This window comes from Azospirillum brasilense (assembly GCF_007827815.1).
In the GTDB taxonomy this organism is placed as follows: domain Bacteria; phylum Pseudomonadota; class Alphaproteobacteria; order Azospirillales; family Azospirillaceae; genus Azospirillum; species Azospirillum brasilense_C.
The window spans coordinates 40639-55018 of record NZ_VITH01000010.1 but is presented as its reverse complement, the minus strand read 5'-3'; the positions used below and the strand labels follow the sequence as shown (position 1 = coordinate 55018).

Annotated in this window: 13 protein-coding genes; 2 read left to right on the top strand and 11 right to left on the bottom strand. The window is 68.4% G+C overall.

The window, feature by feature from the left end:
- Window positions 1-152 precede the first annotated feature (152 nt).
- Window positions 153-620 carry a MucR family transcriptional regulator gene (locus tag FBZ83_RS20595; RefSeq protein ID WP_145673347.1) on the top strand — a complete coding sequence of 156 codons (468 nt, stop codon included), beginning with the start codon at window positions 153-155 and terminating at the stop codon, window positions 618-620.
- An 85-nt stretch (window positions 621-705) separates the two neighbouring features.
- On the opposite strand, the gene FBZ83_RS20590 is transcribed toward FBZ83_RS20595, so the two are convergent.
- From FBZ83_RS20590 to FBZ83_RS20580, 3 genes are all read right to left on the bottom strand, one after another.
- Window positions 706-1815: a polysaccharide deacetylase family protein gene (locus FBZ83_RS20590; protein ID WP_247888395.1), complete on the bottom strand. Its 1110-nt coding sequence runs from the start codon at window positions 1813-1815 to the stop codon at window positions 706-708.
- Window positions 1816-2180: 365 nt separating this feature from the next.
- Complete coding sequence (locus FBZ83_RS20585) at window positions 2181-2837, bottom strand: class I SAM-dependent methyltransferase (protein ID WP_247888418.1); 657 nt, start codon at window positions 2835-2837, stop codon at window positions 2181-2183.
- Window positions 2838-2958: 121 nt separating this feature from the next.
- On the bottom strand, window positions 2959-3861 hold the full coding sequence (locus FBZ83_RS20580; RefSeq protein WP_247888394.1) for an alpha/beta hydrolase: 903 nt from the start codon (window positions 3859-3861) through the stop codon (window positions 2959-2961).
- Between the two features lie 122 nt (window positions 3862-3983).
- Here FBZ83_RS20580 and FBZ83_RS20575 point away from each other — a divergent pair, with 122 nt between their 5' ends.
- Window positions 3984-4379 carry a PRC-barrel domain-containing protein gene (locus FBZ83_RS20575; RefSeq protein WP_145687688.1) on the top strand — a complete coding sequence of 132 codons (396 nt, stop codon included), beginning with the start codon at window positions 3984-3986 and terminating at the stop codon, window positions 4377-4379.
- 91 nt (window positions 4380-4470) lie between these two features.
- On the opposite strand, the gene FBZ83_RS20570 is transcribed toward FBZ83_RS20575, so the two are convergent.
- From FBZ83_RS20570 to FBZ83_RS20535, 8 genes are all read right to left on the bottom strand, one after another.
- Complete coding sequence (locus FBZ83_RS20570; protein WP_145687686.1) at window positions 4471-5232, bottom strand: SDR family NAD(P)-dependent oxidoreductase; 762 nt, start codon at window positions 5230-5232, stop codon at window positions 4471-4473.
- 63 nt (window positions 5233-5295) lie between these two features.
- Entirely contained in the window at window positions 5296-6957 is a 1662-nt protein-coding gene (locus tag FBZ83_RS20565; protein WP_145688471.1) for an electron transfer flavoprotein-ubiquinone oxidoreductase, read from the bottom strand.
- Window positions 6958-7006: 49 nt separating this feature from the next.
- Complete coding sequence (locus FBZ83_RS20560) at window positions 7007-7834, bottom strand: universal stress protein (RefSeq protein ID WP_145687683.1); 828 nt, start codon at window positions 7832-7834, stop codon at window positions 7007-7009.
- A gap of 30 nt (window positions 7835-7864) precedes the next feature.
- Entirely contained in the window at window positions 7865-8764 is a 900-nt protein-coding gene (locus FBZ83_RS20555; protein ID WP_145687681.1) for a hydroxymethylglutaryl-CoA lyase, read from the bottom strand.
- Between the two features lie 2 nt (window positions 8765-8766).
- Window positions 8767-10770: an acetyl-CoA carboxylase biotin carboxylase subunit gene (locus FBZ83_RS20550; protein WP_145687679.1), complete on the bottom strand. Its 2004-nt coding sequence runs from the start codon at window positions 10768-10770 to the stop codon at window positions 8767-8769.
- Window positions 10771-10776: 6 nt separating this feature from the next.
- A complete protein-coding gene (locus tag FBZ83_RS20545; RefSeq protein WP_145687677.1) occupies window positions 10777-11559 on the bottom strand; it encodes an enoyl-CoA hydratase/isomerase family protein in 783 nt (260 codons plus the stop codon).
- Between the two features lie 17 nt (window positions 11560-11576).
- The gene (locus FBZ83_RS20540) at window positions 11577-13184 is read right to left on the bottom strand and encodes a carboxyl transferase domain-containing protein (RefSeq protein WP_145687675.1); all 1608 of its coding nucleotides are present in this window, start codon (window positions 13182-13184) and stop codon (window positions 11577-11579) included.
- Window positions 13185-13212: 28 nt separating this feature from the next.
- Complete coding sequence (locus FBZ83_RS20535; protein ID WP_145687668.1) at window positions 13213-14346, bottom strand: acyl-CoA dehydrogenase; 1134 nt, start codon at window positions 14344-14346, stop codon at window positions 13213-13215.
- Window positions 14347-14380 lie beyond the last annotated feature (34 nt).

Sequence of the window (14380 nt, the reverse complement as noted above, 5' to 3'; positions counted from 1 at the left end):
CTACTATTTCCGTTCGACTGGACCGTCCGGCCGCGTGTCCTGCGTGAAACACATTACACATTTGCATGTTAAACCTGATGCACAGGCTTGCGCTTTGCGCATCACTTTGCCCATCCTCCGTTCTGGATCATTCGTTCTCGAAGGAAACTGACATGCAAAGCAGCGACACCGACGGTTCTGAGAATTCGGCCAGCGATCTGGTCGCCATGACGGGTAAGATCGTTGCGTCTTATGTCCGCTCGAACCAGATCGCGGTGAATGATCTTCCGAACCTCATCCGGATCGTCCACCAAAGTCTGTCGGGCACGGGTCGTCCGGTGGAGCCGGAGGCGGTGGAACTGCGCCCTGCCGTGCCGGTGAAGAAGTCGGTGATGCCGGACTACATCGTCTGCCTTGAGGACGGTAAGAAGCTGAAGATGCTGAAGCGCTATCTGCGCACGGCTTATGGAATGACTCCGGACGAATACCGCCGCAAATGGGGCCTGCCCGCGGACTATCCGATGACCGCCCCGAACTATGCGGAGCAGCGGTCCGCCTTCGCCAAGTCGATCGGTCTCGGCAAGAAGGCCGCCGCTCCGGCGAAGCCGGCCCGCCGCGGCCGCGCCAAGAACGTCGCCTGACCACGCGTCCGTTCCGAACCGCCTCTTTCCCGACAGCCGGGAAAGAGGCGGCGGGGCCGTCCGGCACCGATTCTGCTTTCCCTCCTCAGCGCTGCGCGATGCGCGGCGTGGCGAGGCTGTTCAGGCTGGTGATCCATTCCGACAGGGTGACGAAGCGGCAACCGCGCGTGCGCAGCAGGCCGATGGCCCGGGGAAGGGCTTCCGCCGTCGCGTTGTAGGTGGTGTGCATCAGGACAACGCTGCCGATGGTGCCGGTCGCTTCGAGTTGAGCCATGATCTTGCCGGCATCGCGGGTGAACCAGTCGCGCGTGTCGACGTTCCACAGCGCCGGGCTCATCTTTTCCTGTTCGACGGCGTTCAGCGTGTCGTTGTTCCAGCGTCCGGCGGGCGGGCGGAACAGCACCGGGTCGGCGCCGGACTGGGACAGGATGCGATTCGTTTCCGCGATCTGCGCGCGTTGCGCCTCGGTGTTCAGGGTGCGCATGTTGGGGTGGGTCAGGCTGTGGTTGCCGACCTCATGCCCCTCCTGAACGATGCGTTGGATGATCCGCGGGTGGCGGACCGCGACGTTGCCGATCGGGAAGAAGGTCGCCCGCACGCCCTCGCTGCGCAGGATGTCGAGGATCCGCGGAGTCACCGACGGATGTGGCCCGTCGTCGAAGGTCAGGGAGCAGAGGTTCCAGCGACTGGCCTTCAACGCCCCGATGTCAACCCGTGCCTCGTTGCCGGGCACGATGGCGGCGATCCGCGACAGGCGCGACGCCTGCCGCTCGATCTCCTGCATTTCCCGGCTCTGGTCCGGGCTGTAGGTGACGACGCCGTTGTGGTCGTTGTCCTCCGGTGCGGCGGTTGGGGCTGCGGCCGGCCGCTCGGCGGCGTCGACCACGAGGCAACTGCCGCCGCCGCCGACGATCCGGCGGCAGACGAAGTTGGGGTCGAGGTCGGGCAGGGGGGCGGCCCGCAGAACGAAGCCGGAGTCGGGAACACCGGGCCGTTGCGGGGCGACTCGGGGGACCAGGTCGGCGACCATGTCGGGCTGGCGCCGGACGACGGCCTTCCAGGCGACCCAGGCGTCAGCTTCCGTCCGGTAGACGCCGAACTGGAGCATCTTGGCCGGCTGGCTGTCCGCATCCTTGCGCAGTGTGGTGACGGTGGCAAGGTGCGGCTGGTCCGCGGCGTGGACCGGGCCAGTCAACGGGACGTGGGCGATCGCCGCCAGCAGGGCTGCGGAGAGAAACCCGAGGGGCTGTCGCCGCCGCTTCGTTGCGGAGGCGAAAATGTGAAGGGTGGAAAGGCCCGAACCTGACATCATGTGCGATCGACCATCAACATCGCCGCGGTGAGATCAGGTGTGGGCGATACCTCTAATGAGATAGAGCAAAATTTATCACGTCTCCATAAGGATCGTCGTCAAAGGTACGTTGTCACGGATTTCCTCAGTCTATTTTCCATAATGCTCCTTATGGGACTTTTGACTGCAAGTGGCACCAAGCCGCAGCGGAACAGGCCAGCGGATGGATTCGTGCGCCTGCTTTGCAGTCCGGGGGGCGGTCTCGACGGTCAGCGCCGCCGCAGCAGGGTCACGCCATCGCCCACGGGCAACATGCACAGGGCCACCCTCTCGTCCTCCAGACGGGCCGTATTGAAGGCGCGGATGGCTTCGGTCTTGTGCTTGCGGTCACTGGGATCGGCGACTCGTCCTCGCCACAGGGTGTTGTCCACCACGATCAGGCCACCGCGCCTCACCAGACGCAGGCACCGTTCGTAGTAGGCGTCGTAATTCTCCTTGTCGGCGTCGATGAAGGCGAAATCGAACGAATCGCCGGCACCGTCAGCGACGAGATTGTCGAGGCTGTCGAGCGCCGGCCCGATGCGCAGGTCGATCTTGCCCGCGACCTCGGCCCTGCTCCAAGCCGCGCGAGCCTGGGCGGTCCATTGCTCGTTGATGTCGAGGCTGACCACCCGGCCATCCTCCGGCAGCGTCAGCGCCACCGTCAGCGCGCTGTAGCCGGTGAAGGTTCCGATGTCCAGGGTGCGGCGCGCGCCGATCATCTCGACCAGGAAAGCCAGGAGTTGGCCTTCCTCGGGCGCGATCTGGTAATGGGCCTCGGTCATTGTGGCCGTCTCGGCGCGCAGCGACGCCTGGATGGGCGTTTCGCGCAGGGAAGCGTCGAGCATGTACCGATAAATGGCCTCGGGCATGAAGATCGACTGCACGGTCAAGGAATCCGCTCCCTCATCTGGCCGTCCGCCTTGTGCGGACGTCGCTTCACATGTGGGGAGCGCCGGGCGATCCGAAAGGTCCCCCGCTGTCCGCGAGCCCGCGTTGATGCCTGAATCAATCCGGGTTTCGACCGAAGGAGAAGCGCAGGGCATCGGCCACGGCGAGCGGCAGCATGGAACCGTGGCTTTCCTCGACGAAATCATGGAAGGCGAGGCGCAAACCCGGAACCGTCGCCAGGGTGGCGACGACCTCCCTCCCCGTCTGTCCGGAGCGCAATCGCTTCAACCGCTCGGCGTCCGCCTGGGGCAAGGGGCGCTCCACCAGCTTGCCGGACGTTTCGATCAGAAGAGCCGTGCCGGGCGGCACGCCCGTCGTCTTCGAACGCTCCAGAAACGCCGCCTGCTCGCCCAGGATGGCTTGCCCGCTCCACCAGACCGCCGGATCGGCGGCGATGTAGGTCTGGAACAGATCTCCTCTGGTGTAGAAGACGTAGAGGGAGAACAGCCCGCCCAGCGAGTGGCCGAACAAGGTCCGGCGCTGCCGGTCGGCGGGCAGGCGTGCCTCAACGGCCGGGATCACCTGCGTCTCGATGAAGGCAAGAAAATCGTCGCGCCCGCCGGTTTCGATGACGGAGGCGCCATCCCGCGACGGAGGAATGAACTCCGGCGGGGTTGGCGGGGTCAGATCGCGGTAGCGGCGCAGGATGTCAAACGGCCCATCGGTCGGATAGCCGATTCCAACGATCACCGCGGAACTGTAGGGATCCGGCGGGCTCGGACCGATGACCGTCTCCATCATCGGCACGGTCGCGTTGCCGTCCAGCAGGTAGATGACCGGATATCCGCCGGGTGGCGGCGGTTGCGCGGGGCGGACGAGAAAGATCCGGTAATCCAGTCCCGTCCGGTCGGCGCGCACATCGAACTGTTCCATCCTGCGGGCTTCCTTCATGGCCTCGGCTGTCACGGATTCCGCCTGCGCGGTCTGAATGCCGAAGCCGGACAAGGTCGCCAGCAGCACGGTCGTGGCAAATCGGAGCATGAGCGGTTCCCGCACAATCGGACGGTGCGCACCGGCGCATCGGATGGAACCGTGCCGGCGGCTCCATGTTGTTGCACGGTCAGCAGCAGGAGAGCAATGCGATGAGAAAGCTCCTTTCCGCAACGGCGGTCACCCTTGTCATGATGGTCGCCGGTCCTTCGCTCGCCCAGCAGAGCGCCGCCATCACCAACCCGGCCAACGCCTATCGGGAGGTCAAGGACGACAACGTCATGGTGCCGTCGCTCAAGCGGACAGTCGGGCAATTGGACGACATGGACGTCATGGGGCCGGACGGCACGAAGATCGGCGAGGTGGAGGAGGTGCTGATGGACGCCTCCGGTCAGCCGGTCGCCGTGGTGGTGGACGTGGAGCACGGCGTGGGGATCGGCGACAAGGAGGTGATTGTCGGGCTGGACCAGTTGCGCGACGACGGGCGGGCCCTGACGACCGCACTGACCAACGCGCAACTCGGCAGCCTGCCGATCTGGGACGATTGAGGCGGAGGACGATCGTCGTTCGACGCCCTCCCCTTCTCCGCGCTGTTTCGCAGCGCGGAGAAGAACCATGACACCGATCCGCCGAATCCCGTTACTGCGGCGCCATGCGGATGGCGCCGTCCAGCCGGATCACCTCGCCGTTCAACATCTCGTTCTCCAGAATGTGCTGCACGAGGCGGGCGTATTCGGACGGCTGGCCGAAGCGCTTCGGGAAGGGCACCGTGGCGGCGAGGCTGTCCTGCACCTCCTGCGGCATGTTCAGCAGCATCGGCGTGCCGATCAGACCCGGCGCGATGGTCATGACACGCACGCCGCTGCGCGCCAGATCGCGGGCGGCGCAGATGGTCAGGGCGACGATGCCGCCCTTCGACGAGGCGTAGGCGGCCTGCCCGATCTGGCCCTCATAGGCGGCGACGGAGGCGGTGTTGACGATCACCCCGCGCTCCCCCGATTCCAGCGGGTCGAGCGTGCCCATGTCCGCGGCGGCGAGGCGCAACATGTTGAAGGTGCCGATCAGGTTGACCTCGATCACCTTGCGGAAATCGTCCAGCGCCATCGGGCCGTCGCGCCCGACGATGCGCTTGGCCGGGGCGACGCCCGCGCAGTTGACCGCGATGCGGGCCGGGCCATGGGCAGCCCAGGCCTCGGCCACGGCCTTCTCCGCCGACTCCGCGCTCGACACGTCGCAGAGCAGGCCCAGGCCGCCGATCTCCTCGGCGACCTGCTTGACCGCCGCCTCGTTCATGTCGAGGACAGTGACCTTTGCACCCAGCTTCGCCAGATGGCGCGCGGTTTCCGCCCCCATGCCGGAGGCGCCACCGGTGACGATGGCGGCCTGACCGTTGATCTGCATCGTGTTTCCCCCCTGCTGTCGTTATCGAAGTCCCCTCTCCCCGGAGGGGAGAGGGTTGAAGCGTCACATCCCGCCCGGATAGTTCGGTCCCCCACCGCCCTCCGGGACGACCCAGTTGATGTTCTGGGTGGGGTCCTTGATGTCGCAGGTCTTGCAGTGCACGCAGTTCTGCGCGTTGATCTGCAGCCGCGGATCGCGGCCGTCCTCCGCCCGCACGATCTCGTACACCCCCGCCGGGCAGTAGCGCGTCTCCGGAGCGTCGTAGAGCGCCAGATTGACCGCGATCGGCACCGACGCGTCCTTCAGCGTCAGGTGCGCCGGCTGGTCCTCCTCGTGGTTGGTGTTCGACAGATACACCGAGGACAGCCGGTCGAACGACACCACCCCGTCCGGCTTGGGATAGGCGATCTTCGGCATCTCCGACGCCTTCTTCAGCGTCTCGTGATCGCCGTGCCGGTGGTGCAGCGTCCACGGCGACTTGCCCTTGGTCGCCGTCTCGTAGGCCGCGTTGGCCAGACCCGCCCACAGCCCCTTCTGGAAGCCCGGACGGATGTTGCGCACCGCGTGAAGCTCCGACCACACCCAGGACGCCTTCAGCTTCTCCGGATAGGCCACCGCCTCGCGCGCCGGCGCCTCGCTATTGGTCTGGGCCGACAGAAGCTCGTGCACCGCCTCAGCCGCCAGCATGCCCGACTTCATCGCGGTGTGGTTGCCCTTGATCTTGGGCACGTTGAGGAAGCCCGCCGCGTCGCCGACGATCAGACCGCCGGGAAAGGTCAGCTTGGGGATCGACTGGAAGCCGCCCTCGCTGAGCGCCCGCGCGCCATAGGCGATGCGCCGCCCACCCTCGAAGGTCGGGCGGATCGCCGGGTGGGTCTTGTAGCGCTGGAACTCCTCGAAGGGCGACAGGTGCGGGTTCTCGTAGTCGAGCCCGACCACGAAGCCGACCGACACCAGGTTGCCCTCCATGTGGTAGAGCCAGGAGCCGCCGTAGGTCTTGGGGTCCATCGGCCAGCCGATGGTGTGGACGATCAGGCCGGGCTGCGACTTGGCGGGTTCGACCTCCCACAGCTCCTTGATGCCGATGCCGTAGGTCTGCGGGTCGGCGTCGCGGCGCAGGTCGAAGCGCTCGAACAGCGTCTTGGTCAGCGAGCCGCGGCAGCCCTCGGCGAAGATGGTCTGCCGGGCGTGCAGCTCCATGCCCGGCGTGTAATTGGCGGTCTTCTCGCCGTCCTTGCCGATGCCCATGTCGCCGGTGGCCACACCCTTGACCGCGCCGCTGTCGTCGTAGAGCACCTCCGCCGCGGCGAAGCCGGGGTAGATCTCGACACCCAGCTCCTCGGCCTGCCCGGCCATCCAGCGGGCGAGGTTGCCGAGGGAGATGATGTAGTTGCCGTGATTGTGCATCTGCGGCGGGGCGAAGGGCGACTTCAGCGCCTTGGTCTCGGTGAGGAAGAGGAAGCGGTCCTCGCGCGCCGGGGTGGTCAGGGGCGCGCCCTTGTCCTTCCAGTCGGGGATCAGCTCGTCGAGCGCGTGCGGCTCGAACACCGCGCCGGAGAGCAGGTGGGCGCCGACCTCCGAGCCCTTCTCGACGACGCAGACCGACAGCTCCTGCCCCGCCTCGTTGGCGAGCTGTTTCAGGCGGATGGCCGCGCTCAGGCCCGACGGGCCGGCTCCGACGACAAGGACGTCGTACTCCATCACCTCGCGCGGGTCGCGAGCCATCTCGTCAGCCATTTCTTCTTCTTTCCTTGTTTCGTGCGAACAACGTCGGTCAGTGCGACAACAGAACGGGAAGGGTCATCTGGCGCAGGATCTGGCGGGTGTTGCTGCCCCGCCCGAACAGCGGGAACAGCGAGCCGCCATAGCCGCCGAAACCACCCATCACCAGAAGATCGGCGCCATGGTCCGAGGCGCGCGACAGCACGGCGTCCATGGGGGTCATGCTGGCGATGGTCATGCGCTCCTGCGTGGCCGTCACGCCATGGCTCGCCAGATGCTCAAGGATATCGACCTGCGGGACGTTGCCGCCCCCCTCCGCCCGCGGCTGGGTGTGGAAGGCGAGCAGGAGCACGGAACTGGCCTGCTTCAGCAGCGGCAGCGCGTCGTTGACGGCGCGGGCGGCCTCGCGGCTGCCGTTCCAGGCGATCACCGGGCGGTCGGCGAGTTGCGGGTAGCTGCCGCTGTGCGGCACGACCAGGATCGGGCGCCCGGCGTTCAGCACCACCTCTTCGAGCAGGTCCGCCGGGACGCGGCTGTCCTCCGGATCGTGCTGGCCGAAGACGGCGAGGTCGACGTAGCGCGAGCAGATCACCGTCTCGGCGATCACATGGCCGTACTCGCCGTGGCTGAGCTGCCACCAGCGCGTCGTCACCCCGGCCTCGCGGGCCTTCTCCTCGAACAGCTCCCGCGCCCGCTGCGCCGCCTGGGTCAGCGCCGGGCCGGCCTTGCGCGTGACGATGCCGGCGCCGGAGCTGTCGCTTTGCGCGAACAGGCCGGTCAGCGCGGCGCCATGTGTCTGCGCCAGGGTCAGGGCGACGCTCAGCCGCTCCCCGCAGCGGTCGCTGTCGTCCACATGCACCAGCAGGTTCGTGAAGCTCATGGCGCCCTTCCCTTCCCTCTTCCCCGTGTTTTACGCACATCCCCGCGCGCGGGCGACCTTCGAGGCGGTCGGGCGGCCGATGGCATCGCTGATATAAGCGCCAGCCGCCACGAGCCGGTCCAGATCCACCCCCGTTTCGACGCCCAGCCCGTTCAGCATGTAGAGCACGTCCTCGCTCGCCACGTTGCCCGACGCCCCCTTGGCGTAGGGGCAGCCGCCCAGCCCGGCGACCGAGCTGTCCACCACCGCCACGCCCATTTCCAGCGTCGCCAGGATGTTGGCGAGCGCCTGGCCATAGGTGTCGTGGAAATGCACCGCCAAGCGCTCCATCGGCACGCGCTCCGCCACCGCCGCGATCATCGCCTGGGCCTTGGCCGGCGTGCCGGTGCCGATGGTGTCGCCAAGCGAGACCTCGTAGCAGCCCATGTCGAGCAGCCGCCCCGCCACCTCGGCCACCGCCGCAGGCGCGATCTCCCCCTCGTAGGGACAGCCGAGCACGCAGGAGACGTAGCCGCGCACGGGCACCCCCTGCGCTTTCGCCTGCTCCAGCACCGGGACGAAGCGATCCAGGCTTTCGGCGATGGAGCAGTTGATGTTCTTTTGGCTGAAGCTCTCCGACGCGGCGGCGAAGACCGCCACCTCGTCGGCGCGGGCGGCGAGCGCGCCCTCCAGCCCCTTGGCGTTCGGGGTGAGGGCGACGTAGCGCACCCCCTCCTTGCGCCGGATGCCGGCGAAGACGTCCGTCGTGTCGGCCATCTGCGGCACCCATTTGGGCGACACGAAGCTGCCCGCCTCGATGGCGGTCAGCCCGGCGTCGGTCAGCCGGTCGACCAGACCGATCTTCACCGCGGTCGGGACGATCTGCTTCTCGTTCTGGAGGCCGTCGCGCGGGCCGACCTCCACCATGCGGACGCTCTTGGGCAAGCGCATGCTCATCCCTCCGCCACGTCGAGGACCAGCAGGTCCACGCCTTCGGACACCTGATCGCCCGCCGCGAAGTTGACGGCGCTGACCGTGCCGGCGGCGGGGGCCTTGATGGTGTGCTCCATCTTCATCGCCTCCAGCAGCATCAGCGGCGCGCCCGCCTCCACCGTCTGGCCGGGCTCGACCAGCACACGGACGACGGTACCCGGCATCGGCGCGGTGAGGCGGCCGGACCCGCCCTCCTGCTCCGCGGCGCGGGCGGTCGGGTCGTCCAGATGCAGGCGCCACACCGATCCGTCCGACAGGATGGTCAGGTCCAGACCCTGGCAGACCACCGTGGCGCGGGTGCGCACCGCGTCGATGGTGGCGGTCAGCGTCTCGCCGTCGAGCGTCACCCGCTCCGCCTTGATGGCCGGGCGGCCCTCCACCTCGATCTCGTAGCCGTCGGGGCGGAAATGCAGGGTCAGGGCGCGCGGCGTGTCGCCGTCGAGCAGGCGTAGGTCGTGATGGTTGTCGTCGTTGAGGCGCCAGCCGCTGGCCGACAGCCAGGGCGACCAGGGGTCCGACGCGGCGCGGCGGGCCTTGCGCGTGTCCGCGTTGCGGCGCAGAAGCACGCTGAGCGCCGCGATGGCCAGCCCGCGGTCCGGCACCGGGGCCGGCGGGGGCAGCAGGTCGGCGCGATGCCGCTCGATGAAGCCGGTGTCGATCTCCACCGCGCGGAAGGCCGGATGCCCGGCGATGGCGCCGAGGAAGGCCACGTTGGTGGTCACCCCGACCACCTCGTAGGCGGCGAGCGCCACGCGCAGGCGGCGGAGTGCGGCGTCACGGTCCTCGTCCCAGACGATCAGCTTGGCGATCATCGGGTCGTAGAACATGGTGACCTCGTCGCCCTCGCGGACGCCGGTGTCCACCCGGACATGCTCGTTCTCGGCGGGCGGGCGCAGGCGGACCAGCTTGCCGATGGCCGGCAGGAACTCCCGCTGCGGGTCCTCCGCGTAGAGACGCGCCTCGAAGGCGTGGCCGCGGCGGGTGAGCTGGTCCTGCATCAGCGGCAGAGTGCCGCCGGCGGCGACGCGCAGCTGCCACTCGACGAGGTCCTGACCGGTGATCTTCTCGGTCACCGGATGCTCCACCTGGAGGCGGGTGTTCATCTCGATGAAGTAGAAGCCGCCGTCCTCGTAGAGGAATTCCACGGTGCCGGCGCCGACGTAGTTCACCGCCTTGGCGGCGGCCACCGCGGCCTCGCCCATGCGGCGGCGCAGGTCGTCGGGCAGCGCCGGGGCCGGGGCCTCCTCGATCACCTTCTGGTGGCGGCGCTGGATCGAGCAGTCGCGCTCGAACAGATAGACGCCGTTGCCGTGGGCGTCACAGAAGACCTGGATCTCGACATGGCGTGGGCGGCCCAGATACTTCTCCAGAAGCACGCTGTCGTCGCCGAAGGCGGCCTTGGCCTCGCGCTTGGCGCCGGCCACCGCGTCGGCGAACTCGCCGGCGGCGCGGACCACGCGCATGCCCTTGCCGCCGCCGCCCGCCGAGGCCTTGACCAGCACGGGATAACCGATGCGCTCGGCCTCCGCGCTCAGTGTTTCCAGGTCCTGGGCCTCGCCGTGGAAGCCGGGGACCAGCGGCACGTCGGCCTGGGACATCACGCGCTTGGATTCCGCCTTGGAGCCCATGACGCGGATGGCCTCGATCGGCGGGCCGATGAAGACCACGCCAGCCTCGGCGCAGGCCGCCGCGAAGCCGGCGTTCTCCGACAGGAAGCCGTAGCCGGGGTGGATGGCCTGGGCGCCGGTGCGCTTCGCGACCTCAAGGATCGCGTCGCCACGCAGGTAGCTCTCGCCGACCGGCGCCGGGCCGATGCAGACGGCCTCGTCGGCCATCTCCACATGCATGGCGCGGGCGTCGGCCTCCGAGTAGACGGCGACGGTGCGGATGCCCATGCGGCGGGCGGTGCGGATGACGCGGCAGGCGATCTCGCCGCGGTTTGCGATCAGAATCTTGTCGAACATGGTCCGTCAGCTCCGCCACGCCGGTTCGCGTTTCTCCAGGAAGGCGCCGACGCCCTCCCTCCCCTCGTCGCTCGCGCGCTGGCGGGCGATGCGCTCCGCCGTGCCGCGGACCAGCGCGTCGTCCAGCGGGCGGCGCGCCACCGCGCGGATCAGCTCCTTCGCCGCGGTCTGGGAGGCCGGGCCGCATTGCAGCAGGTTGCGGACCATCGCCTCGACCGCGGCGTCCAGCTCCGCCGCCGGAACGGTCTGGTGCAGCAGGCCGAGCCGCATCGCCTCGGCGGCGGAGAAGCGCTCCGCCGTCAGGAAGTAGCGGCGGCAGGCGCGCTCGCCCATCGCGGCCACCACATAGGGGCTGACGACCGCGGGGATCAGGCCCAGCCGCACCTCGGTCAGGGCGAAGCTGGCAGTCTCGGCGGATATGGCGATGTCGCAGGCGGCGACCAGCCCCACCCCGCCGCCGAAGGCCGGCCCCTGCACCACGGCGATGGTCGGCTTCGGGCATTCGTCCAGCGTGCGCAGCATGGTGGCGAGGCCCATGGCGTCCTCGACGTTCTCGCCGTGGCTGTAGCCCGCCATCTTCTTCATCCAGCCAAGGTCGGCCCCGGCGGAGAAGCTCTTCCCCGCGCCACGCAGCAGGATGGCGCGGACGTCCGGGTTCGACCCCAGGCTGAGGAAGGCGTCGGTCAGATCGGCGATGACCCGCTCGTTGAAGGCGTTGTGCACCTCCGCCCGGTTCATCGTGACGGCGGCGACGCCGCTGGCGGCGATGTCGATCAAAATGTCGCTCATGCTCGTCATCTCCCCGCTCACATCCGGAACACGCCGAAGGTGGTCTTCTCAACCGGGGCGTTCAGCGACGCAGACAGGCCGAGGCCGAGCACCATGCGCGTGTCCGCCGGGTCGATGATGCCGTCGTCCCACAGCCGGGCGGAGGCGTAGTAGGGATGGCCCTGGTCTTCATACTGCTGGCGGATCGGGGCCTTGAAGGCCTCCTCCTCCTCCGGTGCCCAGCTCCTGCCCTGGGATTCCATGGCATCGCGCCGGACCTGGGCGAGCACGCCTGCCGCCTGTTCCCCGCCCATCACCGAGATGCGCGAGTTCGGCCACATCCACAGGAAGCGCGGGCTGTAGGCGCGCCCGCACATGCCGTAGTTGCCGGCGCCATAGCTGCCGCCGATGATGACGGTGAATTTCGGCACCTTGGCGCAGGCGACGGCGGTGACCAGCTTCGCGCCGTCCTTGGCGATGCCGCCCGCCTCGTACTTCCGCCCGACCATGAAGCCGGTGATGTTCTGCAGGAAGACCAGCGGAATGCCGCGCTGGCAGCACAGCTCGACGAAATGCGCGCCCTTCAGGGCGGATTCGCTGAACAGGATGCCGTTGTTGGCGATGATGCCGACCGGGTAGCCGAAGATGTGGGCGAAGCCGCAGACCAGCGTCGTCCCGTAGAGCGGCTTGAACTCGTCCAGCACCGAGCCGTCGACCACGCGGGCGATGACCTCTCGCACGTCGAACGGCTTGCGCGGGTCGCTGGGGATGACGCCGTAGAGCTCGCGCGGGTCGTAGGCCGGCTCCTGCGGCTCGCGCAGATCCATGTCGATGCGCTTGCTGCGGTTCAGGTTCGACACGACCTTGCGCGCTATGGCGAGCGCGTGGGCGTCGTTCATCGCGTAATGGTCGGTCACGCCGGAGGTGCGGGAGTGCACGTCGGCCCCGCCGAGGTCCTCCGCCGACACCACCTCGCCGGTCGCCGCCTTCACCAGCGGCGGGCCGCCGAGGAAGATGGTGCCCTGGTTGCGCACGATGATCGCCTCGTCCGACATGGCGGGCACATAGGCGCCGCCCGCCGTGCAGCTTCCCATCACCACCGCGATCTGCGGGATGCCCTGGGCCGACATGTTGGCCTGGTTGAAGAAGATGCGGCCGAAATGGTCGCGGTCGGGGAACACCTCGTCCTGGTTCGGCAGGTTGGCGCCGCCCGAATCGACGAGATAGATGCAGGGAAGGTTGTTCTGCTGCGCCACTTCCTGGGCGCGCAGGTGCTTCTTGACGGTCAGGGGGAAGTAGGTGCCGCCCTTCACCGTGGCGTCGTTGACGACCACCATGCATTCCTGCCCGGCCACGCTGCCGATGCCGGTGATGATGCCCGCCGCCGGGATGTCGTCGTCATAGACCTTGTGGGCGGCCATCTGCGACAGCTCCAGGAAGGGCGATCCCACGTCGAGGAGCTGGCGGATGCGCTCGCGCGGCAGCAGCTTGCCGCGGGACAGGTGCTTGTCGCGGGCCTTCGCGCCGCCGCCCTGCTTGATCGCGCCCACCTTCTCACGCAGGTCGGCGACCAGGGCGGACATGGCGTCGGCGTTCGTCTGGAACTCGGCGGAGCGCGGGTTCAGGGCGCTCTTCAGGACGGTCATGGCCGTCGTCCTCCCGTCTCTTCTTGTTCTACTGCATCAGGGCGCGGCTGATGACCAGCCGCTGGATGTCGCTCGTGCCCTCGTAAATCTGGCAGACGCGCACGTCTCTATAAATGCGCTCCACCGGGAAATCGTTCAGGTAGCCGTAGCCGCCATGGATCTGGATGGCGTCGGAGCAGACGCGCTCGGCGATCTCCGAGGCGAACAGCTTCGCCATCGCCGCCTCCTTCAGGCAGGGCTCGCCGGCGTCGCGCAGGCTCGCGGCGTGCAGGACGAGCTGGCGCGCGGCCTCCACCTTCGTCGCCATGTCGGCCAGCCGGAAGGCCACCGCCTGATGCTGGATGATCGGCACGCCCATGCTCTGCCGCTCCTGGGCGTAGCGGGTGGCGTGGTCGAGCGCGGAACGGGCCATGCCCACCGACTGCGAGGCGATGCCGATGCGCCCGCCCTCCAGGTTGGCAAGCGCCACCCGGTAGCCGCCGCCCTCCGCGCCCAGCATCAGGTCGGCGGGGATGCGGCAGTCCTCCAGCACGATCTGGCAGGTGTCGGAACAGCTCTGCCCAAGCTTCTCCTCGACCCGCGCGACCTGGAAGCCGGGGGTGTCGGTCGGCACGATGAAGGCGGTGATGCCCTTCTTGCCGGCGTCGGGGTCGCTGACCGCGAAGACGATGGCGACGTCGGCGTTCTTGCCCGACGTGATGAACTGCTTCGTGCCGTTGAGGACCCAGTGGTTGCCGTCGCGGCGCGCGCGGGTCTTGATGGCGGCGGCGTCGGACCCCGCCTGCGGCTCGGTCAGGCAGAAGCAGCCGAGCTGCTCGCCGCGGGCCATCGGCTTCAGGAAGCGCTCCTTCTGCTCGGCGCTGCCGAACTTCAGGATCGGCATGCAGCCGACGGAGTTGTGCACGCTCATGATGGTGGAAATGGCGCCGTCGCCCGCCGCGATCTCCTCGATGGCGAGCGCGTAGGCGATGTGGTCGGTGCCGGCGCCGTCGAATTCCTCCGGCACCAGCATGCCCATCAGGCCGAGCCGGCCCATCTCGGCCAGCTCCTCCTTGGGGAAGGCGCCGGTGCGGTCGCGCTCGGCGGCGGTGGGCGCCAGCCGTTCCGCCGCGAAGTCCCGCGCCATGTCGCGCACCATCCGCTGCTCTTCCGTCAGCCGCATTGCTTTCCCTCCCGCACGCTTTCTGCCCCCTCCC